The sequence below is a fragment of the Amycolatopsis sp. NPDC026612 genome (assembly GCF_040638285.1).
In the GTDB taxonomy this organism is placed as follows: Bacteria; Actinomycetota; Actinomycetes; order Mycobacteriales; family Pseudonocardiaceae; genus Amycolatopsis.
The window spans coordinates 122,768-142,426 of record NZ_JBEZYB010000017.1; the positions used below are offsets into that span (position 1 = coordinate 122,768).

Genomic DNA, 19,659 nt, shown 5'->3' on the forward strand with positions numbered 1-19,659 from the left:
CCAGCTTAAGCGGGCGGACCGACAAAATCTCAGCCCAGGAAGGTGGCGAACAGGTCGTCGGCCGGGGTCTTGGTCAGCCGGTAGTACAGCAGCGCGCCGGTCTCGCGGACGATGTACCGCACCTGGGTGACGCGCTCCTGGACGATCGGCCCGCTGTGCGTCGGCGCGGTCCAGGCGTCCAGGCCGAGGTCGCCGGCCATCGTCCGGGCGCGGAAGGAGTGCCACGGGTCGCTGACCAGCACCGCCGTCCGCCAGCCGCGGGCTTCGACCTGCTGGGCGACCGCGCGCAGGCTCCGCAGCGTGTCACTGCCTTCGCCGACGGCGAGCGTCGCCGACGCCGGCACGCCGCGCCGGGTCAGCCAGAGCTGGCCGGCCCTGGCCTCGGTGAAGTTGTCCTCGGCCTTCTTGCCGCCCGCGGTGACGATCATCTTCGCGACGCCCGCGTCGTAGAGCTGCTTGGCCTTCTCCAGCCGGGCGGCGTAGATGTCCGACGGCTTGCCGTTGTACTGGGCCGCGCCCAGCACCACGATGACGTCGGCGGGTGTCCGGTCGTTCTCGCGGGCGACCTGCCACACGCGGAACGCCGTACCGCCGACGAGCGCCAGCAGCATGAGGACCGTGCCGAAGGCGATCCGGCGCGCCCAGCTCGCCCGCGACGGTTTCGTGCGTTCAGCGGTACCCACCCGGCCCATCTTGTCAGAAGGCCACCGGCCGCTCAGAGCCAGCCGCGCTCTTCCGAGACCCGGACCGCTTCCGCCCGGGTGCGCGCCCCGGTCTTGCCGATCGCGGCGGACAGATGGTTGCGGACGGTGCCCTCCGACAGGTGCAGCGCGCGGGCGACGTCGGCCACCGTGCTGCCGTCTTTGGCTTCCCGCAACACATCCCGCTCCCGCCCGGTCAGCGGGCTGGCACCGGTGGCGAGGGACTCGGCGGCCAGCGCCGGGTCCACCACCCGGAGTCCACTGTGGACTCGCCGGACGGCTTCGACGAGCTGCTCCGGCGGGGCGTCCTTGACGACGAACCCGGCCGCGCCCGCCGCCATCGCGCGGGCGAGGTAGCCGGGACGGCCGAACGTCGTGCAGATGATCACCCGGCACGACGGGAGCGCGGCCCGCAGGTCGGCCGCGGCCTCCAGGCCGTCCTTGCCCGGCATCTGGACGTCCAGCAGGGCGACGTCCGGCCGGGCCTCGCGAGCGGCGGCCACCACCTCGTCGCCCGAGCCGACCTGACCGACCACTTCGATGTCGTTCTCGAGGCCCAGCACGGTGGCCAGGGCCCCGCGGACCATGGCCTGGTCGTCGGCCAGCAGCACCCGGATCAAGCGAGTCCTCCCGCGGGTTCGGCGCGCACGGCCGGGGCGGCCGGGCTCGGTTCGCGCAGCGGGATCTCCGCCCGCACGACCAATCCTCCCCCGGGCCGGACCGACGTCCGCACGGTGCCCCCCACCCCGGCCAGCCGCTCGGACAGCCCGCGCAGGCCGTTGCCCGCGACGACGTCGGTGGCGGTGCCGTCGTCCTCGATCTCCAGCCAGTTGCCGCCCAGCCGCACGCGCACGCGCTTGGCCCCGGAGTGCCGCAGCACGTTCGTCACGGCTTCGCGCAGCACGTAGCCGAAGGGGTTCTGGAATTCCGGCCGGACGTTGTCGACGGCGTGCGGCAGGTCGGCGTCGATCTCCGCCGCCCGCAGCGCGGCCCGGGCCCCGACGAGCTCCACCGACAGCGACACCTCCCGGTTCGCCGACACGGTCGCGCGGACGTCGGAGAGCGCACTGCGGGTGAGGCTTTCGACCTCCCGGATCTCTTCGACGGCGCGCGGGATGTCCCCGGCGGTCTCCAGCACCCGCCGGGCCAGCCCCGCCTTGACGGTGATCGTGGTGAGGCTGTGCCCGAGCAGGTCGTGCAGGTCGCGGGCCAGTCGCTCCCGCTCGTTCGCCACGGCCAGCGTGGCGATCTCCTCGTTGGCCTGCTGCAGCCGGCGGATCGCGCGGACGAGGCTGGACATGAAGAACATCGCCATCGTCACCGAACCGACGGTGATCAGATCGCCGAAGTTGTCGCCGAACCGGCCGTCCAGCAGCAGGATCCCGGCGCCGAGCAGCAGTGCCGCGCCGTCGAGGAGCACCACCCAGACCAGCGGCAGCAGGAACACCAGCGCCGCGGTGCCGTAGAGCATGACGAACGGGCTGGTGTCCGCCGCGGCGACCACGGCGAGGCCGAGGACGAGCATCCACACGCTGTAGGCGAACCGGAACGGGCGGCTGCGGTCGAACGCCACCGGGAAGAGCGCGTACGAGACAGCGACGCCGTAGACGAGCACCCACAGCACCACCACACCGGGCGTCACCCGGTCCACGGCCAGCAGCCTCTTCGTCACCGGGATGAGGTAAGGCAGGGTGAACACGATCGACAGGACCGGCCACCGGAACTTGTCCGGCCCGCTTCGGCCGCGGTTGACCGGCGGGTCCTCCCACCACGTTTCCTTCGTGCCCAGCCCGTACTTCCGGCTCACGTCGTCCTCGGCCATTTTTCCCCTCCAGCCCTCAGACGCGGGCACTGTCCTTACGGTATCGCCTGATCACCAGCGCCCCGAGCACGACCGTCCACGCCCCAAGCACACCCGCCGCCGTGGGCAGCGAGACCACCATGTCGCTGGTCACCGCGGGCCGGGCCACCTGCAGCACCCAGTACGTCGGCATGATCTGGGCGACGTCGTGCATCCAGCCCGGCATCGTCTCGATCGGGATCCACAGACCGCCGAGGAAACCCATGCCGAGGGTGACGATCATGCTGATCGGCTGCATCGAGTCCGGCGTGCCGAACTGCCCGATCAGCAAGCCGAGCAGCACCAGCGGGAGCGTGCCGAGGAAGACGCCGAGGAAGATCCGGACCCAGCCGGCCGCGTCCAGGTGCACGCCTTCGACGGTCACGGCCAGCAGTGGCACCAGGATCAGCGCGGGGAGCCCGACGAGCATCCCGGACAGCGCCTTGCCGCCGAGGTAGCCGAAGCCGGTCAGCGGAGTAAGCCGCAGCTGCCGCTGCCAGCCGAGCGCGCGTTCCAGGGCGAGCCTGCCACCGCTGGTGTTGGCGGCGGCGAACGCGCCGAAGGTCATCATGTTGATCATCACGATGGCCGCGAACTCCGCGTGCTGCGGGTCGCTCGCCTTCACGAAGACACTGGCCTGCAACAGGAACATGAGCACCGGGAACGCGATCACGAAGACCAGGAACCGCGGGGCGCGGAAGTTCCGGCGGATCTCGGTGAACAGGTAGGTGGCGTTCATCGCACGGACTCCGGGGTCTCGTCGGCGGTCAGGGAGAGGAAGGCGCCTTCGAGACCGATGGCGCTGATTTCGACGTCGTGCACGGCCGGGAGCGCCGCCTTGAGCGCCCACAGCGTGGCGTCGGAATCGGCGCTGGAGATGGCGACGCGGTCGCCGCGCAGCTCGAACTCCTTGACGCCGGGCAGCGCGGCGATGACCGCCTCGGTGGCGCCGGGGACGGCCGCGCGCAGGGTGCGTCCGCCGGCCAGCGCGCGGACCTCGGCGACGCTCCCGTCGGCGACGATCCGGCCGCGGCGCATCAGCACCACCCGGTCGGCGAACTCCTCGGCCTCTTCGAGGTAGTGCGTGGCGAACAGGACCGTGCGCCCGGACTCGGTGAACGAGTACATCGACCGCCAGAACTCGCGCCGGGTGCCGACGTCCATCGCCGCGGTCGGCTCGTCGAGGATGAGCAGATCGGGGTTGCTGACCAGCGCGACGGCGAAGCGCACCCGCTGCTTCTGCCCGCCGGAGAGCTTGTTCGCGCGGCGGCCGGCCAGCTCCTCGACACCGGCGGCGCGCAGAGCCTCGGCCACCGGCATCGGCTTGCGGTGCAGCGCCGCGACCATGCCGACGGTCTCGCCGACGGTCAGGTCGTCCATCAGGGCGCCGCCCTGCAGCATCGCGCCGATCAGGCCGTCGCGGACGGCGTCGATCGGCTTGCGCCCGAACACGCGCACTTCGCCGTCGCCGGGGCTGGTCAGGCCGAGGATCATGTCGACGGTGGTGGACTTGCCCGCACCGTTCGGGCCGAGCAGGGCGACCACCTCGCCCGGGGCGATCGTCAGGTCGACGCCGTCGACCGCGTGGACTTCGCCGTAGTGCTTCCGCAGGCCGGTGAGGTGAACCGCGGCCCCCGCCGCCACCGCCTGGATGTCTGTTTCTCGCATGCCTCCAGGCTGCCGCCCGGAAGGCCCGGGTCCCCAGACCGTGCGTCACGACCTGACCGTGACAGGTGTCAGGGGTACCCGGGCCCCGGGTGGATCAGCAGCCGAGCAGGCGGCCCGCCAGGTAGGACTCCAGCTTGTCGATCGCGACGCGCTCCTGCGACATCGAGTCGCGCTCGCGCACCGTCACGGCCTGGTCCTCGAGCGAGTCGAAGTCGACCGTGACGCAGTACGGCGTGCCGATCTCGTCCTGACGGCGGTAGCGGCGGCCGATCGCCTGGGCGTCGTCGAAGTCGACGTTCCAGTGCTTGCGCAGGGTGGCCGCGACTTCCTTGGCCTTCGGGGTCAGGTCGGCGTTGCGCGACAGCGGCAGCACCGCGACCTTGAACGGCGACAGCCGCGGGTCGAGCTTGAGCACCACGCGGGTGTCGGTGCCGCCCTTGGCGTTCGGCACCTCTTCCTCGACGTAGGAGTCCACCAGGAACGCCATCATCGAGCGGCCGACACCGGCCGCCGGCTCGATGACGAACGGCCGGTACCGCTGACCCGAGGCCTGGTCGAAGAACGACAGGTCCTGACCCGACTGGTTCGAGTGCGTGGTCAGGTCGAAGTCGGTGCGGTTGGCGATGCCCTCGAGCTCGCCCCACTCCTGGCCCGCGTTGAACGCGAACCGGTACTCGATGTCGACGGTCCGCTTCGCGTAGTGCGAGAGCTTTTCCTTCGGGTGCTCGAAGTGGCGCAGGTTGTCGGCCTTGATGCCGAGGTCGGTGTACCACTTCGTGCGCTCGTCGATCCAGTACTGGTGCCAGGTCTCGTCCTCACCCGGCTCGACGAAGAACTCCATCTCCATCTGCTCGAACTCGCGCGTCCGGAAGATGAAGTTGCCCGGCGTGATCTCGTTGCGGAAGGACTTGCCGATCTGGCCGATGCCGAACGGCGGCTTCTTCCGCGTCGTCTGCTGGACGTTGGAGAAGTTCACGAAGATGCCCTGCGCGGTCTCCGGGCGGAGGTAGTGCAGGCCCTCTTCGGACTCCACCGGGCCGAGGTAGGTCTTCAGCATCATGTTGAAGTCCCGCGGCGCGGTGTACTTGCCGCGCGTGCCGCAGTTCGGGCACGGCACCTCGGACAGGTCGTCCTCGCTGGTCTCCTTGCCGGTGCGCGCCGCGAACTCCTCGGCGAGCTGGTCGGCGCGGAACCGCTTGTGGCACGACAGGCACTCGATCAGCGGGTCGGTGAACACGTTGACGTGCCCCGAAGCCACCCACACCTGGCGCGGCAGGATCACCGAGGAGTCGAGGCCGACGACGTCGTCGCGGCCCTGCACCACGGTCTTCCACCACTGGCGTTTGATGTTGTCCTTGAGCTCGACCCCGAGCGGCCCGTAGTCCCACGCAGAGCGGGTGCCGCCGTAGATTTCTCCGCTGGCGAAGACGAAACCACGGCGCTTGCACAGGCTGATGATCTTCTCAATGGTGTTCGTGGGCACTCCACGCTCCGAAAAGCTTGCGGGGACGGTTCATCGGACTAGAACGTCCAGGGTATCCGCCGGGGCCCACTCCTTTTCGCGCAGGTGAGCCTACGGCCGGGAGACCAGCGACGCCGTCACGACGCGGTTGTCCTCGTAGCCCTCGCTGCCGCCGACGTACTCGCCGCCGCAAGTGACCAGCAGCAGCTTGTGCGGCCCGTCCGGGTCGAACAGCTGCTCGGACCGGCCGGCGAGGTCCGACTTGTGCACGGTCTCCGTGGCGTCGATCCGGTACACCCAGCTGGCGCCCGCGGCGTCGGTCAGCTTGACCTCCTGCCCCTGCTTGACCTGCCAGAGTTCGTTGAACGGGCCCTTCTTGCCCTTCCAGTTCACGTGCCCGGACAGCAGCGCGACGCCGTGGTCGGCCCCCAGCCTGGCGCCCCACCAGGCGGCCTCGTCGAGCCCCTCCGGGATCTTCAGCGCACCCGCGGCGTCCAGGTCCTCCTGGACCAGCTTCGCGGTGCCGCCGCCGGGCAGGGACAGCCGCGCGGGGTCACTGCCGGTGTCCTGCCGGGTGCTCTGCGACGCCGGCTGGTTCGCGGCCGGAACGGGCGCCCCCGTGCCGTTCGCGACGGCGGCTTCATCCTTTCCGGTGAACACGAGCAGGGTCACGACCAGCGCCGCGACCACGAAGGCCCCGGCGACGGCGACGATCCACCAGCGGCCGGAGCTCTTCTTCGGCTCCTCCGGATTCCGGTCCTGCATGTGCTTGTGCTCCTTCGCTGTCGTGGCCAGTGCACCGACAGGCATGCCGCGAGGGGCGCAGGAGGTTGCACCGAAGATCGGTCAGCCGGTGGGGCGCGTCACCAGCCTGGCCGTGACCAGGCGGTTCTCGGCGTAGCCCTCGGTGCCGCCGACGTAGTCGCCCCCGCAGGTCACCAGCACCAGCCGGTGCGGGCCGTCCTGCCCGAACCACCGGGCGGCCTGGGCTGGCAGCGTCTCCTTGGGCAGCGTGACGACGTCGTCGACGCGGTAGACCCACCGGCCGCCGCGCGCGTCGACGACGCTCACCTCGTCACCGTCGCGCATGCGCCACAGCTCGTCGAACGGCCCGCGCCGCCCCTCCCAGTTCACGTGCCCGGACAGCAGCGCCGCTCCCTGGGCCGCGCCCAGCTTGGCGCCCCACCAGGCGGCGTCGCCGAGGCCGCGCGGGATCGGCAGCACGCCCGTGTCGGTGAGTTCGGTGCGGACCAGCCGGACGGTGGCGCCGTCGGGCAGCCGGACCGTGCCCGGCCGCTGCTGGGCGGCGGACTCGCTGTCCGCGGGGAGCACGGCCGGGGCGGCGTTCTCCCCCGGCAGCGCGCCCGGCGGAGGGGCCGCCGCCGGCGGCGGTGTGGCTGACGGCGGCAGCCAGGTCAGGACGACGATCCCGGCGGCGAAGGCCGCCACGGCCAGCGCCGCCGCGAGAGCGGCCAGCGCGGTGCGCAGCACCTAGTCCGTCCCGCTCCGGCGCCGCCTGCCCAGCAGGAGGGCGACCGCGGCGAAGAACACCCCGCCGAAGAGCAGGCCGATGCCGAGCGGGACCCGGGAGCCGTCACCGCCGGTGGCGGGCGCGGCCGCGCCCAGGTAGCCGGCCGGGACCTGCGTCGGCACGGCGGCCTGCGTGGCGGTCGTGCCGCCCGCGGGGGTGGCGGTCTTCGCGACGAACCCCTTCGGCACCGAGCAGCTGACCCCGCCGAGGACGATGGTGGTCCGCACGTCCTGCAGCGCGGCACCCTGGGCGTCCTTGACGTGGGTGGTGATCTCGGCCCGCCAGCCGGCGACGGCGGTGAAGTCGCCCCCGCGCCAGCCGTCCTGGCGGATCAGCTGGTCGAAGGCGGCGACGCGGGTCAGCTTGAGGTCGGAGACGGTGGTCGCGCGGTCGGCGTTCGTGATGTCGCCGGGCGGGCCGAGCCGCAGGTTCTTCAGCTGCAGACCGGCGTTGCCGCCGGGCATCGGGACGATCCCGAGCGCGCCGTCGGCCTGGCGCACCCACAGCCGGGCCACCGACGAGGTGCCGGACAGCTTCGCCGGGCCGGTGCAGTCCACCGACGTCTTGGCGCCTTCCAGCACGAGCACGGTGTTGTCGGCCGGCTTGGTGCCGCCCTGCCAGTTGTCCCGCAGCGCGTAGTTCGTCTCCGCGACGGCGGTGGGCACGGTGGTGGCCTGCAAGGCGGCGAAGACGTTGTGGTCCCGGCTCGCGATGCCCGCCGGGTACGGGTCCTGTGACGCGCTGTAGCGGCCGAGGTCGATCTGGTAGTGCCCGCCGAAGGTGGCCCGTTCGCCGTTGTCCTTGGGGACCGAGACGCGGTCGGTGCCGAGCTTCGACTGGCCGGGCAGCAGCGGCGAGCGCTGCGTTTCGGTGATCAGGGCGCCCCCGTGCTGGCCTTCGTCCCCGATCCGCACCGACGCGATGTTCGCGAACGAGACCGGCCCCGTCTTCTCGTCGACCGCCTGGGTCTGCGCCGCGGCGACACCAGCTCCGACCAGCGGGAACACCACGACCGTCAGCGCGGCCGCCTTCGTCACGAAACGCCTCATGTCTCCCCACTGCTCTGCTCGGGGCGGGTCGCCAGCGTGCGAAACGCTCCGCGACCACCTTGCACCGTCGGCCACGACATGCGAAGCCACGGAGCCAATATCCCACGAACTCACCCGAACGGGGTAATACGACCGGCCGAACCTCGCAGCTCGGCGCCGAGGCGGAGGTCCCGGACGAGGGAACACTAGGATGGGCCGGACCGTTATCGGCAATGACTACGGAATTCATGGTCGCAGGCGGTGCGACCGGCAGCGTGGAGGCGGGAATGGCGGCGGTGACCGGGAGTGACCCCCAGCCGGGGCTCGCGGAGTGCCCCCCGGCGTCCCCGGTGGCGCCGGCGCACCCGTCGCCGTCGGTGCTGACCGACGCGGGTGACCTGCTGCGCGCGCTGGCGGCACCGGTCCGGATCGCGATCGTGCTGCAGCTGCGCGCGGCCGACCGGTGCGTCCACGAGCTGGTGGACGCCCTCGACGTGGCGCAGCCGCTGATCAGCCAGCACCTGCGGGTGCTGAAGACGGCCGGGGTGGTCCAGGGCGAGCGTCGCGGCCGCGAGGTCGTCTACCGGCTCGCCGACGACCACCTGGCGCACATCGTGGTCGACGCCGTCGCCCACGTGCAGGAAGGAAAGTGATGAACCCCGCCGCGTCGCGCAGCCAGGCCCCGGTGCCCGGGCGCCGATCCACCCGGCAGCGGTCCGCGGTCGTCGAGCTGCTGAGCACGATCGACGACTTCCGCTCCGCCCAGGAACTTCATGACGAACTGCGCAAACGCGGCGACGGCATCGGCTTGACGACGGTGTACCGCACGCTGCAGTCCCTGTCGGAGGCCGGCGAGATCGACGTGCTGCGCACGGACTCCGGCGAGGCGATCTACCGCCGCTGCTCGGCCCACCACCACCATCACCTGGTGTGCCGCCTGTGCGGCCGCACGGTGGAGGTCGAGGGCCCGGCCGTCGAGCGCTGGGCGGAGAAGATCGCGGCGGAGCACGGTTTCTCGGAGATCTCGCACACGGTGGAGATCACCGGCACCTGCGCCGAGCACTGACCGCGGGCGGTCGCCCGGATCGGCTGGAGCGTCAGTACTCGTATGGGTCCTTCGGAGCGGGGACCGTGGTCAGCGAAGCCGGGGTGAAGTCCGGTGTGTAGCTGTTCGTCTTCGTTGCCGTGCCCGGGACCACCTGGCCCGTCACCTGGATCCAGGCGTCGCTCGCCAGGTGGTCCGCTTCGCCGCCGCGGAGGCGGACCGTCACCGGGAACGCGTCCGCCGCGCAGCAGCTGATCACCAGACGGGCCAGCAGTGTGCTGCCTTCCGTGTGCACCACGAAGCCCGTCAGGGAAACCGTGCGGCCGTCGAGCGTCCCCGCCGCGTCCCAGCCCGCGCGGCTGACGAACTCGTTCACCGTCAACGGCACCACCGCCCCAGCGGGCAGCGGGGGGAACGCCGCCGCGGTCGCCGAGGCCGCGCTCGCCGGGACCCGGGCCTCCGAGCGGATCACCGAGTCGGCGCCCAGTGCCGGCGGGGCGACCAGGAACACCGCCAGCACCGGCACCAGCAGCAACCACGCCGGACGCGCCGAGTGCGCGTGGCCACCGTGGCCACCGTGGCCGAGGGACGCCGACGCCCGCGCCGCCACGAGGTCGCGGACGATCGCGACCGCGCCCAGCAGCACCATCACCGCGCCGCCCGTGATGATCCACGGCTGCTGCGCCGGTTTGACGTACCGCAGGTAGTCGCCGTTGACCGCGATCTTGACCAGCGCGCCGCCGAGCAGGATCAGCAGGATGTTCTGGGTTTCCCGTTTCACGCGACTCCCACCAGGATTCCGGCGACGAGCGCACAGGCCACCGCCACCACGAACGTCACGGGCGAGAACCGCACCGCGAACGACCGGCCGAACGTGCCGGCCTGCAGGGCGAACAGCTTGACGTCCACCGCCGGGCCGACGACCAGGAACACCAGTTTCGGCAGCAGCGGCAACGCCGTCAGCGACGCCGCGACGAACGCGTCCGCCTCACTGCACAGCGCCAGCACCACCGCGAGCACGGCCATCACGACGATCCCCAGCACCAGCTGGTCGCCGAGGACGCCGAACCACTTCGCCGGCACCAGCACGTTCAGCGCCGACGAGATCAGCGCGCCCAGTACCAGGAAGCCGCCGGCCTCGACCAGGTCGGTCCGCGCGGTCTCGGCGAACACGCGCCACCGCTGACCGCCCGCCACGTCGGGCAGGCGCCGCAGCGCGCGCTCGGCGATCCACCCGAGCTTGCCCCAGCGGGCCCACAGCCAGCCCATCACCATCGCCGTGGCGAGCGAGCCGGCGAACCGCGCCAGCACCATCTCCGGCTTGCCGGGGAACGCGACCGCGGTGGCGACCAGCACCACCGGGTTCACCGCCGGCGCCGCGAGCAGGAACGTCAGCGCCGCGGCCGGAGCCACGCCCTGCCCCATCAGCCGCCGCGCGACCGGCACCGAAGCGCATTCACAGCCCGGCAGCGCGACCCCGGCCAGCCCGGCGACGCCGACGGCCGCACCGGCCCGGCGGGGCAGCACCTTCTCCAGCACGCGGGCGGGCACGAACGCGGCGATGGCGCCGCTGATGAGCACGCCCAGCACGAGGAACGGCAGGGCCTGCACGCAGACGGCGACGAACACGGTCGACCCGGTGCGCAGCGCGGGCACGTCGAACAGCTGCTGCAGCCAGCCCTGGGCGAGGATCGCGATCAGCAGGATCGCGCACAGCACCTCGACCGAGCTGATCCGGAACCGGCGCGTGCGCCGGCCGGGCTCGGCCTCGGTTTCGGAAACGATGTTCACGAGGGCGATGATGCCAGTGCGGTCCGGCACCCCGGGACCCGCACGGGGTGCGAACGGAGGATCACGGTCCGTTTCGGCCGTGAATCCTCCGTTCGCGGCGGAATGTCCACCCCGATCGGGTCAGTCGCCGGGCACGATTCCGGGCAGATCGGTCCGCAGCTGCGACGCCGTCGACACCACCAGCATCAGCAACGTCCCGAGCGCCGCCGCGTCCAGACCGGCCGCCGGGAACGCGTACCGCAGGGTCACGTCCACCCCGTTGTCCGAATGCCCGACTCCGAGCGTCCCGAACAGCCCCTGCCCCGCGCGCTCGGCGACGGCGATCGACAGTTCGGGTGCGTCCGCCAGGTCCCAGCCGACCACGCAGGTCAGGGTGAGCACCGTGAGCCCCTCGCCGAGCCGGGTCGCCTGGATCACGCACGGCACGCCACCGTGGGAGAAGGTCAGCGCGCCGTCGTCGTCGACGTGGACTTCGAGGTAGCGCTCGAGAGCATCCTTCGCCTGCGTCAGCAGCTCCGCCGTTTCGGCCGCTTCGGTGGCGCTCACGAAGAAGCCGCCTGGTCGACGGCGGCACCGAAGCGGCGATCCCGCTTCGCGAATTCCAGGCAGGCCCGCCACAGGTGGGTCCGGTCGAAGTCCGGGAACAGCGTGTCCTGGTAGACCATCTCGGCGTAGGCCGACTGCCACAGCAGGAAGTTCGACGTCCGCTGCTCACCCGAGGGCCGGAGGAACAGGTCCACGTCCGGCATGTCCGGCTGGTACAGGTACTTCCCGATCGTCTTCTCGTTCACCTTGTCCGGGTTCAGCTTCCCGTCGGCGACGTCACGGGCGATCCGCTGCATCGCGTCGCCCAGCTCGGCGCGGCCGCCGTAGTTGACGCACATCGTCATGTTCAACGCCGTGTTGTGCTTGGTCTTCTCTTCGGCGGCCTGCAGTTCCTTGATCACCGACGCCCACAGCTTCGGCCGCCGTCCCGCCCAGCGGATGCGCACGCCGATCGAGCCGAGGTAGTCGACCTGGCGGCGGATGGTGTCGCGGTTGAAGCCCATCAGGAACCGCACCTCTTCGGGGCTGCGCTTCCAGTTCTCGGTCGAGAACGCGTACACCGAGAGCCACTTGACGCCGATCTCGACCGCGCCGGCCGCGACGTCGATCATCACCGCTTCGCCGCGCTTGTGACCTTCGATCCGCGGCAGGCCGCGCTGGTTGGCCCAGCGGCCGTTGCCGTCCATGACCAGCGCGACGTGCTTGGGCACCAGCTCGCGCGGGATCTCCGGTGGCTTCGCGCCCGACGGGTGCGGATCCGGCGCCCGCAGCTCGGATCGCGACGCCTTGTTCTCGCGTCCCCTGCGCAGCACTGCGTGCCTCCCTGGATGGGTGAACCGATCAGGCCCGACCCTACTGCCCGGGCACCACCTGTCTGTCGGGGGTTCGGGGGGCGGAGGCTCCGGCCTGGGGCGAAGCCCCGGATATCACCACCGCCTCCCGGGCGCGTCGCTCGACCAGGGGAAGGGACCTCAGCTGCCGCTCCAGGTGCCACTGCAGGTGCGCCGCGACCAGGCCGCTCGCGTCGCGGCGGGTGCCCGGCAGGGTCGACTCGGCCAGCGGCCATTCGCCGTGCAGCAACGCGGTGAGCAGGTCCAGGACCTCGGGGGCCGGGTGCACGCAGCCGGCGATCCGGCAGTCCTGGCACATCGAGCCGCCCGCGGCGATGCTGAACGCCTTGTGCGGGCCCGGCAGGCCGCAGCGGGCGCATTCGGTGAGCGCGGGCGCCCAGCCGGCGTAGGACATCGCGCGGAGGAAGAAGGCGTCGAGCACGAGGGAGGCGTCCCGCTCCCCCGCGGCGAGCGACCGCAGCGCGCCGACGACGAGGAGGTACAGCTTGAGCACCGGCTCGCCCTCTTCGGCCGAGAGCCGGTCCGCGGTTTCGGCGATCGCGCTGGCCGTGGTGTAGCGCTGGTAGTCGGCGACCAGCGGCAGCGCGAACGCGTCGACGGTCTCGACCTGGGTGATGACATCGAGCGTCCGCCCGGTGTAGAACTGCACGTCGACGTGGCCGAACGGCTCCAGCCGGGCCCCGAAGCGCGACGAGGTGCGCCGCACGCCCTTCGCCACGGCGCGGACCTTGCCGTGCCGCCGGGTCAGCAGGGTGACGATCCGGTCGGCTTCACCCAGCTTGTGCGTGCGCAACACCACCCCGGTGTCGCGGTAGAGGTTCACCACCCCGACATCGTCCCACTTCCGGGCGACGCCGGGGTGGACCGGCCCGGGTTCGGCGGCGACGGCTTCCGCCGGGCGGTGCCGCCGGTCGCGCTAGTACTGCGGCGGCTGCTGCCCCGGGTGCTGCGCGGGCGGCTGACCGAAGCCCCCGGGCGGCGGCTGGGTGAACCCGCCGGGCTGCGGCAGCTGGCCGAAGCCTCCCGGCGCGGGTTGGCCGAAACCGCCGGGCTGGGGCTGCTGGGGCTGCTGCGGAAAGCTGCCCGACTGCGGCTGCGGAGGTTGCTGGGGCTGCTGCGGGAACCCGCCTGTCTGGTGCTGGGGGAACCCACCCGTCTGCTGCTGCGGAAAACCACCGGACGGCGACGGCGGCGGGCCGAACTGGCCGGGCTGCTGGCCCGGCGCCGGGTGACCGAACGGCTGCGCGGCGCCCGGCCCGAAGGGTGCGGCGCCCGCGCCCTCGAGGGTGATCACGACCGTGCCGGCCATCTTGTCCGCGAGCGTCTGCGACTTTTCGTCCCACAACGGCCACAGCCAGCCGAGGTAGCAGATCACGTTGTCGACGACGTGCGCGATGTCGCGCACGAACGCCACGCCGAAGCCGGTGGGTTGCCCGGTGTCCGCGCGGACGAGCTTGATCTTCGCGACCCGCTTGCCGAGTGACTGACCGGTTTTGCCCTGCAGGTACCACCGGTTGAAGATCGACCAGCCGAGCCAGACGATCACGACGATCACGGCGGCGGGCACCAGTGACTCTTCCCAGCGCCGCTCGGTCGCCACGGAGAGCCCGGCGATCAGGTAGGTCACGATGACCGGGGCGAAGTCGATGAGGTAGGCGAGAGCGCGCCGGCCCCAGTTGGCGTAGTAGCGCGGCGGGCCGAACTGGTTGCCCTGGGGTCCGTACGGTGCCTGCGCCTGACCCGGCCACGGCTGCCGGCCGTAGGGATCGGTCATGGAGCCTCTTGCCCCCGTTGCTCGGGTGACACCGCCGGGATTCCCCCGGCGGTGTCACGGAAGTCGGTCAGTGGTGCGGCGGCTGGTCGTTCGGCTGCTGCCCGAACTGGCCCGGCTCGATCTTCTGCGTCTGCCCGGCGTCGCCTTGGGCCTCCGGGCGCAGCATCTGGGTGCGCTCGGCCTGCTCGTCGAAGGCGGACCCGCTCCCGGATTCCGGGCGGAGCATCTGGGTGCGCTCGACCTCACCGAAGGGAGAGCCACCCGGCGGCGGGGTGCCCGGCTGGCTCGGCTGCTGGCCGAACCCACCCGGCTGCGGCTGCTGGCCGAAACCGCTCGGCTGCGACGGCTGGGCGAAGCCGCCGGAAGACGGCTGCTGCTGCTGCGGGAAACCGCCCGGGGTGGGCTGGCCGAAGCCCCCGGACTGCGGCTGCTGCGGGTAGCCACCGGACGGCGGCTGGCCGAACTGGCCGGGCTGCTGCCCCGGCGGCGGGTAGCCGCCGGCGAACGGCTGCGCGCCGGGCTGGCCGAACGGCGCCTGGCCGGTCGAGGGCGCACCGTCGGCCGGCACCACGACGGTGTTGAGGATCTTGTCCGCGAAGGTCTGGCTCTTGTCGTCCCACAGCGGCCACAGGTAGCCGATGTAGCAGGGCAGGTTGTCGACGATGTGGCAGAGGTCGCGCAGGAACGCCGAGCCGGCGCCGATCGGCTGCCCGGTGTGTTCCGAGATCAGCTTGATCCCGAGGACGCGCTTGCCCAGCGACTGACCGGTGTTGCCCTGCTGGATCCACCGGTTGTAGATGGTCCAGCCGAGGCCGGCGAGCGCGCCGAGGCCGTACAGCGCGGCGCCGAAGCCCTGTGCACCGCTGGCCGTCACCACGAGCGCCAGGAGGTCGATGACCAGCACCGGCGAGATGTCGATCAGGAGGGCGCCGGCGCGCTGTCCCCAGTTCGCGTAGTTCCGCGGCGGGCCGAAGGGAGCGCCCTGCTGCCCGTAGGGTGCCTGCTGCTGACCGTACGGCGCCTGCTGCCCGAACGGAGCCTGCTGACCGTACGGCGAAGGCTGCCCGTACGGCGCCTGGCCCGGCTGCGGCTGCCCGAACGGTTGCTGGCCACCGGGCTGCTGCCCGAAGGACTGCTGACCGTAGGGATCGGTCATTGGGTCTCCCCCTCGCTGATCACTCGCCCGCACGCCCCGTGCGGAACCGTCCGGATGTGCGGCACGGTCGGCGGGAGCGTACTCGGTTCGCCTCCGGCCGCGCCGCCCAGGCTTCAGCTGTCCGGGTGAACCGCATGCGCGGTCCGACGCGGCGCGCGGCGCACCGGTTCCCGCCCGTCCCGATCAGACGTGCAGGCCGGTGAACGGGGCGAACGGCAGGTTGCGGATGACGAACCAGACCATGAACACCACCCCGAACACGAGGGGCGCCCAGCGCCAGTGCAGCCAGCTGCTCATCGCGCGGCCGCGCAGGCGCCCGAGGGTCCACGCGGCCATGCTCCAGCCGAGCAGCAGCACGAAGACGAACGACACGGCGTTGTAGTGCAGGGCGGCGGGGATGTCCCCGTGCATCACGCTGTACGCCATCCGCATGCCGCCGCACCCCGGGCAGTCGATGCCGAACAGCGCCTTGGTCGGGCAGACGGGCAGGAACCCGCCCGGGGTGGTCGGGTCGCCGACCCAGACGGCCACGCTGCACACACCCAGCCCGGCGACGGCCGCGAGGGGTGGCCCCAGCGCCCGCAGCTTCTCCCGGGTGCCGCGGGCGGGGATTCCCGTGTAGACGGTCGGGGCGGTCACTACCGCCCGCCCGCGGACAAGCCGACGCCCAGCACGACCACGAAGATGATCACGTAGAGCAGCAGGAGGATCCCGATCGCGATGGCCGACCACATCGCCCACTTCCGGGCGTCATCGGCGGCCTTCCGCGCCTCGGCGTGGAAACCCTGGAACCACAGCGACTGCACCTGGCTCGACTTCACGATCGCCACCACACCCAAGGGCAGGCAGCAGAGCACCGTGCTCAGGACCGCCCACACCATGTTGTTGTCGGGTGGCGGCCCGTAGTTCGGCGGGTAGCCGTAGCCGTAGCCGGGTGGCGGCCCGCCCGGGGGCGGGTACGGCGGGTACTGGTCGGTCACCGGGATCCTCCTGCTGCTCGGCTACGTCAGTATGGCGACGTGGTCACCTGCGTGGTGAAGACCCCCGCGGCGTAGAGGATGATCACCAGCACGTTCAGGACGACACCGATGGACGCCGCGATGATCGCCCACTTCTTGGCGGCTGCGGAGGCCTGCTGGGCGGCGGCGGTCTGCCCCTGCGCCCACAGCCCGTTCACCTTCGCGGCCTGCACGATCGCGACGATGGCGAGCGGCCAGCAGCACAGCAGCGACAAGATGGCCCACACGAGGTGGTTGCTCGGGGGCGGGCCCGGCTGGTAGCCACCCGGCTGCCCGCCGGGGTAGTTCGGCTGCCCGCCGGGCTGGTTCGGCTGGTCGCCGGGGTAATTGGGCATGCCCTGGCTATCGGTCATGATCGGTTGTTCCCCTTCGTCGTGCTCCAGAGACGACCACCGGATCCGCTGCCGCCCCGATCGGCCGCGATGTGGTCGAAGCCGCGACTGTAGGGGGCGGCGTGGGCACGCGTCCGGCGTTTCATCCCGCCGCGACCGAATCGAGACCAGGAATTCCGCTGATCCTCCCCCGGCGGGGGAAAGCGCCGGTCAGAAGCCCAGCCGGCGCAGCTGGCGAGGGTCGCGCTGCCACTCCTTGGCCACCTTGATGTGCAGGTCGAGGTAGACCTTCGAGCCGAGCAGCGCCTCGATGTTCTTGCGGGCGGCGGCGCCGACCTCCCGCAGCCGTTCGCCCTTGTGCCCGAGGATGATCCCCTTCTGGCTGGGCCGTTCCACGAACAGGAACGCGTGCACGTCGATGAGGTCGTCGCGGCCTTCGCGGGGCAGCATCTCCTCGACGGTGACGGCGATCGAGTGCGGCAGCTCGTCGCGGACGCCTTCGAGCGCCGCCTCGCGGATCAGCTCGGCGACCAGGGTCTGCTCGGGTTCGTCGGTGAGCTCGCCGCCGGGGTAGAGCTGCGGGCCCTCGGGGAGCTTGCCGACGAGCAGGTTCGCCAGCGAGTCCACTTGGAACCCGTCCACTGCGGACACCGGGATCAGCTCGGCGAAGTCCATCACCCGCTGCAGCGCGAGGAGCTGTTCGGCGACCTGCTGGGGCTGGACGAGGTCGGTCTTGGTGACGATGCCGATCACGGGGGTACGCTTCGCGATCTTCTGCAGCTCGGCGGCGATGAACTTGTCGCCGGGGCCGATCTTCTCGTTCGCCGGCACGCAGAGGCCGACGACGTCCACTTCGGACCAGGTGGCGTGCACGATGTCGTTGAGCCGCTCGCCGAGCAGGGTGCGCGGCCGGTGCAGGCCGGGCGTGTCGATGAGGACGAGCTGGGCGTCCTCGCGGTGGACGATGCCGCGGATCGCGTGCCGGGTGGTCTGCGGCTTGCTGGAGGTGATCGCGACCTTGGTGCCGACGAGGGCGTTGGTCAGCGTCGACTTGCCGGCGTTGGGGCGGCCGACGAAGCAGGCGAAGCCGGAACGGTGCTCGGTCATCGCTCGCGCACCTCGAGCACCGTGCCGTCGGGGGCGGCGAGGATGATCGGCGCGTACTTCGCGATGTCGCGCACGGCCTGCACGGACGCGCCCTTGAGCAGTCCCTCTTCGCTGACGACGGCGGCGGCTTCGATGCCTTCGGCGCCGCTGGACAGCGCCGCGGCGACCGCGGCCTGCAACGCGGTGAGCTTGAACGACGGCTGGTCGACCGTGCCCGCCGCGTAGGTGCGGCCGTCGCTGTCGCGGACCGCGGCGCCTTCGGGGGCCTGGATGCGGGCTCGCGAGGACCGGGCGAGGACGACCAGCTTCTGGTCCTCGGCCTCGAGGTCAGGCATGTTCGACGCTCCTGTCGCGTTCGTCGGTGTGGGGCAGGCGCGTGCGGCGGCGCGTCCGGTCGACGGGGTCCGTCATCGCTTCGGCGTCGGCCGGGTGCACGACCACGGAGGTGATCCGCATCCGGCCGCGCCGGTCCTTGCCCCCTTCGGCGAACAGCCGAAGGCCGGCGACCTCGGCTTCGGCCCCCGGCAGCGGGACCCTACCCAGTCGCTCCGCGAGCAGCCCGCCCACGGTCTCCACGTCGTGGTCTTCGAGGTCGATGCCGAACAGCTCGCCCAGGTCGTCGACGCTCATCCGGGACGACACGCGGACGGCGCCGTCGTCGAGCTCCTCGACTTCGGGGCGTTCGTCGGCGTCGGACTCGTCGGTGATTTCGCCGACGATCTCTTCGAGGACGTCTTCGATGGTGAGCAGGCCCGCCGTACCTCCGTACTCGTCGACGGCGATCGCCATGTGGTTGTGCGAGCGCTGCATCTCCTTGAGCAGCTCGTCGAGCCGCTTGGAGTCGGGGACGAACGAAGCCGGGTTCATCCGGGAGCCGACGACCGTGCCCGGTCCGCCGGCGTCGAGGTAGCCGGCCATGAGGTCCTTGATGTTGACGACGCCGACGATGTCGTCGACGGACTCGTCGATCACCGGCAGCCGGGTGAACCCGGTGCGCAGCGCGAGCGCCAGTGCCTGCCGGACGGTCTTGGTGCGCTCGATCCAGACGATCTCGGTGCGGGGCACCATGACCTCGCGGGCGACGGTGTCGCCGAGTTCGAACACCGAGTGGATCATCTCGCGTTCGGAGTCCTCGACGACGCCGCGTTCCTGGGCGAGGTCGACGAGCTCGCGCAGCTCGACCTCGGAGGTGAACGGGCCTTCGCGGAAGCCCTGGCCGGGGGTGATGGCGTTACCGACGAGGATGAGCAGCCGGGACAGCGGGCCGAGGACGGACCCCAGGACGCGGACGGGCCCGGCGACGAAGCGGCCGATGCGGTAGGGGTGCTGGCGGCCCAGGGTGCGGGGGCCGACGCCGATGAGGACGTAGCTGACGACGACCATGACAACCGCGGCGACCAGCACGGCGAGGCCGAGCGGCTCGAGGCGGGTGCCGACGAACACGGTGACCAGCACGGTCGCGGTGAGTTCGCAGCCGAGCCGGAGCAGGAGCAGCAGGTTGATGTGCCGGCGGCGCTCGGCGACGACGGCGGCCAGGTGGCGGGCGCCGGGCAGCCCGAGCCGGGCGAGGCCTTCGGCCCGGGCTTGCGACACGGTGCTGATGGCGGCGTCGGCCGCCGCGAACACACCCGCCAGGAGGACGAGCGCGATCGCGAAGAGGAGCTGTTCCATGGCTGGCGCCTAGTACCGCGCTTCGGGGTGCCGGCGGCAAGCGCCCCAATGTGGCCTTGGGTGCGTTGAACGCACCGAAGGCCCCAATGGGGGGGGTGGTGCGGAGGCGAGTTAGGGGACGCGCGACACAAGGTAGT

Annotated in this window: 24 protein-coding genes; 2 read left to right on the forward strand and 22 right to left on the reverse strand. The window is 71.6% G+C overall.

What is annotated here, in order from left to right; genetic code table 11:
* Positions 1–29 precede the first annotated feature (29 nt).
* The 9 genes from AB0F15_RS18500 to AB0F15_RS18540 form a co-directional block, all read right to left on the reverse strand.
* Positions 30–683, reverse strand: coding sequence for a YdcF family protein (locus AB0F15_RS18500; RefSeq protein WP_360271350.1), 654 nt, complete (start codon positions 681–683; stop codon positions 30–32).
* A 32-nt stretch (positions 684–715) separates the two neighbouring features.
* Positions 716–1,321, reverse strand: a complete 606-nt coding sequence (locus AB0F15_RS18505) for a response regulator transcription factor (RefSeq protein ID WP_360271352.1) — start codon at positions 1,319–1,321, stop codon at positions 716–718.
* Entirely contained in the window at positions 1,318–2,523 is a 1,206-nt protein-coding gene (locus AB0F15_RS18510) for a sensor histidine kinase (protein ID WP_360271354.1), read from the reverse strand. The genes AB0F15_RS18505 and AB0F15_RS18510 overlap by 4 nt, the downstream gene beginning before the upstream one ends.
* A gap of 16 nt (positions 2,524–2,539) precedes the next feature.
* Positions 2,540–3,280: an ABC transporter permease gene (locus AB0F15_RS18515; RefSeq protein ID WP_360271356.1), complete on the reverse strand. Its 741-nt coding sequence runs from the start codon at positions 3,278–3,280 to the stop codon at positions 2,540–2,542.
* Entirely contained in the window at positions 3,277–4,209 is a 933-nt protein-coding gene (locus AB0F15_RS18520; protein WP_360271358.1) for an ABC transporter ATP-binding protein, read from the reverse strand. The genes AB0F15_RS18515 and AB0F15_RS18520 overlap by 4 nt, the downstream gene beginning before the upstream one ends.
* Positions 4,210–4,303: 94 nt before the next feature.
* The gene (locus AB0F15_RS18525) at positions 4,304–5,692 is read right to left on the reverse strand and encodes a glycine--tRNA ligase (protein WP_360271360.1); all 1,389 of its coding nucleotides are present in this window, start codon (positions 5,690–5,692) and stop codon (positions 4,304–4,306) included.
* Between the two features lie 90 nt (positions 5,693–5,782).
* On the reverse strand, positions 5,783–6,436 hold the full coding sequence (locus AB0F15_RS18530; protein WP_360271407.1) for a class F sortase: 654 nt from the start codon (positions 6,434–6,436) through the stop codon (positions 5,783–5,785).
* Positions 6,437–6,517: 81 nt separating this feature from the next.
* Complete coding sequence (locus tag AB0F15_RS18535; RefSeq protein ID WP_360271362.1) at positions 6,518–7,162, reverse strand: class F sortase; 645 nt, start codon at positions 7,160–7,162, stop codon at positions 6,518–6,520.
* A complete protein-coding gene (locus AB0F15_RS18540; protein WP_360271364.1) occupies positions 7,163–8,251 on the reverse strand; it encodes a hypothetical protein in 1,089 nt (362 codons plus the stop codon). It abuts the gene before it with no gap.
* Between the two features lie 266 nt (positions 8,252–8,517).
* Here AB0F15_RS18540 and AB0F15_RS18545 point away from each other — a divergent pair, with 266 nt between their 5' ends.
* The gene (locus AB0F15_RS18545) at positions 8,518–8,883 is read left to right on the forward strand and encodes a metalloregulator ArsR/SmtB family transcription factor (RefSeq protein WP_360271409.1); all 366 of its coding nucleotides are present in this window, start codon (positions 8,518–8,520) and stop codon (positions 8,881–8,883) included.
* Positions 8,883–9,296 carry a Fur family transcriptional regulator gene (locus AB0F15_RS18550; protein WP_360271366.1) on the forward strand — a complete coding sequence of 138 codons (414 nt, stop codon included), beginning with the start codon at positions 8,883–8,885 and terminating at the stop codon, positions 9,294–9,296. Before AB0F15_RS18545 ends, AB0F15_RS18550 begins: the two co-directional genes overlap by 1 nt.
* A 31-nt stretch (positions 9,297–9,327) precedes the next feature.
* Here the strand turns inward: AB0F15_RS18550 and AB0F15_RS18555 are convergent, their stop codons facing one another.
* From AB0F15_RS18555 to AB0F15_RS18615, 13 genes are all read right to left on the reverse strand, one after another.
* Positions 9,328–10,056: a TIGR03943 family protein gene (locus AB0F15_RS18555; protein WP_360271368.1), complete on the reverse strand. Its 729-nt coding sequence runs from the start codon at positions 10,054–10,056 to the stop codon at positions 9,328–9,330.
* Positions 10,053–11,066: a permease gene (locus tag AB0F15_RS18560; protein WP_360271369.1), complete on the reverse strand. Its 1,014-nt coding sequence runs from the start codon at positions 11,064–11,066 to the stop codon at positions 10,053–10,055. Before AB0F15_RS18560 ends, AB0F15_RS18555 begins: the two co-directional genes overlap by 4 nt.
* Positions 11,067–11,186: 120 nt before the next feature.
* Positions 11,187–11,612, reverse strand: coding sequence for a YbjN domain-containing protein (locus AB0F15_RS18565; RefSeq protein ID WP_360271371.1), 426 nt, complete (start codon positions 11,610–11,612; stop codon positions 11,187–11,189).
* A complete protein-coding gene (locus AB0F15_RS18570) occupies positions 11,609–12,424 on the reverse strand; it encodes an isoprenyl transferase (RefSeq protein ID WP_360271372.1) in 816 nt (271 codons plus the stop codon). The genes AB0F15_RS18565 and AB0F15_RS18570 overlap by 4 nt, the downstream gene beginning before the upstream one ends.
* A gap of 40 nt (positions 12,425–12,464) precedes the next feature.
* Positions 12,465–13,289 carry a DNA repair protein RecO gene (gene recO / locus AB0F15_RS18575; protein ID WP_360271374.1) on the reverse strand — a complete coding sequence of 275 codons (825 nt, stop codon included), beginning with the start codon at positions 13,287–13,289 and terminating at the stop codon, positions 12,465–12,467.
* 90 nt (positions 13,290–13,379) lie between these two features.
* The gene (locus AB0F15_RS18580) at positions 13,380–14,237 is read right to left on the reverse strand and encodes an RDD family protein (protein WP_360271376.1); all 858 of its coding nucleotides are present in this window, start codon (positions 14,235–14,237) and stop codon (positions 13,380–13,382) included.
* Between the two features lie 67 nt (positions 14,238–14,304).
* A complete protein-coding gene (locus AB0F15_RS18585) occupies positions 14,305–15,393 on the reverse strand; it encodes an RDD family protein (RefSeq protein ID WP_360271378.1) in 1,089 nt (362 codons plus the stop codon).
* 183 nt (positions 15,394–15,576) lie between these two features.
* Entirely contained in the window at positions 15,577–16,032 is a 456-nt protein-coding gene (locus AB0F15_RS18590; protein ID WP_360271380.1) for a DUF2752 domain-containing protein, read from the reverse strand.
* Positions 16,032–16,373 (reverse strand): CD225/dispanin family protein, encoded by a 342-nt coding sequence (locus AB0F15_RS18595; RefSeq protein WP_360271382.1) that lies wholly within the window; start codon positions 16,371–16,373, stop codon positions 16,032–16,034. The genes AB0F15_RS18590 and AB0F15_RS18595 overlap by 1 nt, the downstream gene beginning before the upstream one ends.
* Before the next feature lie 26 nt (positions 16,374–16,399).
* Positions 16,400–16,765 (reverse strand): CD225/dispanin family protein, encoded by a 366-nt coding sequence (locus tag AB0F15_RS18600; protein WP_360271384.1) that lies wholly within the window; start codon positions 16,763–16,765, stop codon positions 16,400–16,402.
* 189 nt (positions 16,766–16,954) lie between these two features.
* Positions 16,955–17,851 (reverse strand): GTPase Era, encoded by an 897-nt coding sequence (gene era, locus AB0F15_RS18605; RefSeq protein WP_360271385.1) that lies wholly within the window; start codon positions 17,849–17,851, stop codon positions 16,955–16,957.
* On the reverse strand, positions 17,848–18,186 hold the full coding sequence (locus tag AB0F15_RS18610) for a cytidine deaminase (protein ID WP_285985077.1): 339 nt from the start codon (positions 18,184–18,186) through the stop codon (positions 17,848–17,850). The genes era and AB0F15_RS18610 overlap by 4 nt, the downstream gene beginning before the upstream one ends.
* Positions 18,179–19,522, reverse strand: a complete 1,344-nt coding sequence (locus AB0F15_RS18615; protein ID WP_360271387.1) for a hemolysin family protein — start codon at positions 19,520–19,522, stop codon at positions 18,179–18,181. Before AB0F15_RS18615 ends, AB0F15_RS18610 begins: the two co-directional genes overlap by 8 nt.
* Between the last annotated feature and the right edge of the window lie 137 nt (positions 19,523–19,659).

Excerpts from the sequence above, each read along its gene's own strand:
- AB0F15_RS18615 (WP_360271387.1), bottom strand. The coding sequence starts at position 19,522 with ATGGAACAGCTCCTCTTCGCGATCGCGCTCGTCCTCCTGGCGGGTGTG.
- AB0F15_RS18510 (WP_360271354.1), bottom strand. The coding sequence starts at position 2,523 with ATGGCCGAGGACGACGTGAGCCGGAAGTACGGGCTGGGCACGAAGGAA.
- AB0F15_RS18585 (WP_360271378.1), bottom strand. The coding sequence starts at position 15,393 with ATGACCGATCCCTACGGTCAGCAGTCCTTCGGGCAGCAGCCCGGTGGC.
- AB0F15_RS18545 (WP_360271409.1), top strand. The coding sequence starts at position 8,518 with ATGGCGGCGGTGACCGGGAGTGACCCCCAGCCGGGGCTCGCGGAGTGC.
- AB0F15_RS18530 (WP_360271407.1), bottom strand. The coding sequence starts at position 6,436 with ATGCAGGACCGGAATCCGGAGGAGCCGAAGAAGAGCTCCGGCCGCTGG.
- AB0F15_RS18520 (WP_360271358.1), bottom strand. The coding sequence starts at position 4,209 with ATGCGAGAAACAGACATCCAGGCGGTGGCGGCGGGGGCCGCGGTTCAC.
- AB0F15_RS18550 (WP_360271366.1), top strand. The coding sequence starts at position 8,883 with ATGAACCCCGCCGCGTCGCGCAGCCAGGCCCCGGTGCCCGGGCGCCGA.
- AB0F15_RS18515 (WP_360271356.1), bottom strand. The coding sequence starts at position 3,280 with ATGAACGCCACCTACCTGTTCACCGAGATCCGCCGGAACTTCCGCGCC.
- AB0F15_RS18540 (WP_360271364.1), bottom strand. The coding sequence starts at position 8,251 with ATGAGGCGTTTCGTGACGAAGGCGGCCGCGCTGACGGTCGTGGTGTTC.
- AB0F15_RS18580 (WP_360271376.1), bottom strand. The coding sequence starts at position 14,237 with ATGACCGATCCCTACGGCCGGCAGCCGTGGCCGGGTCAGGCGCAGGCA.
- AB0F15_RS18600 (WP_360271384.1), bottom strand. The coding sequence starts at position 16,765 with ATGACCGATAGCCAGGGCATGCCCAATTACCCCGGCGACCAGCCGAAC.
- AB0F15_RS18610 (WP_285985077.1), bottom strand. The coding sequence starts at position 18,186 with ATGCCTGACCTCGAGGCCGAGGACCAGAAGCTGGTCGTCCTCGCCCGG.
- era (WP_360271385.1), bottom strand. The coding sequence starts at position 17,851 with ATGACCGAGCACCGTTCCGGCTTCGCCTGCTTCGTCGGCCGCCCCAAC.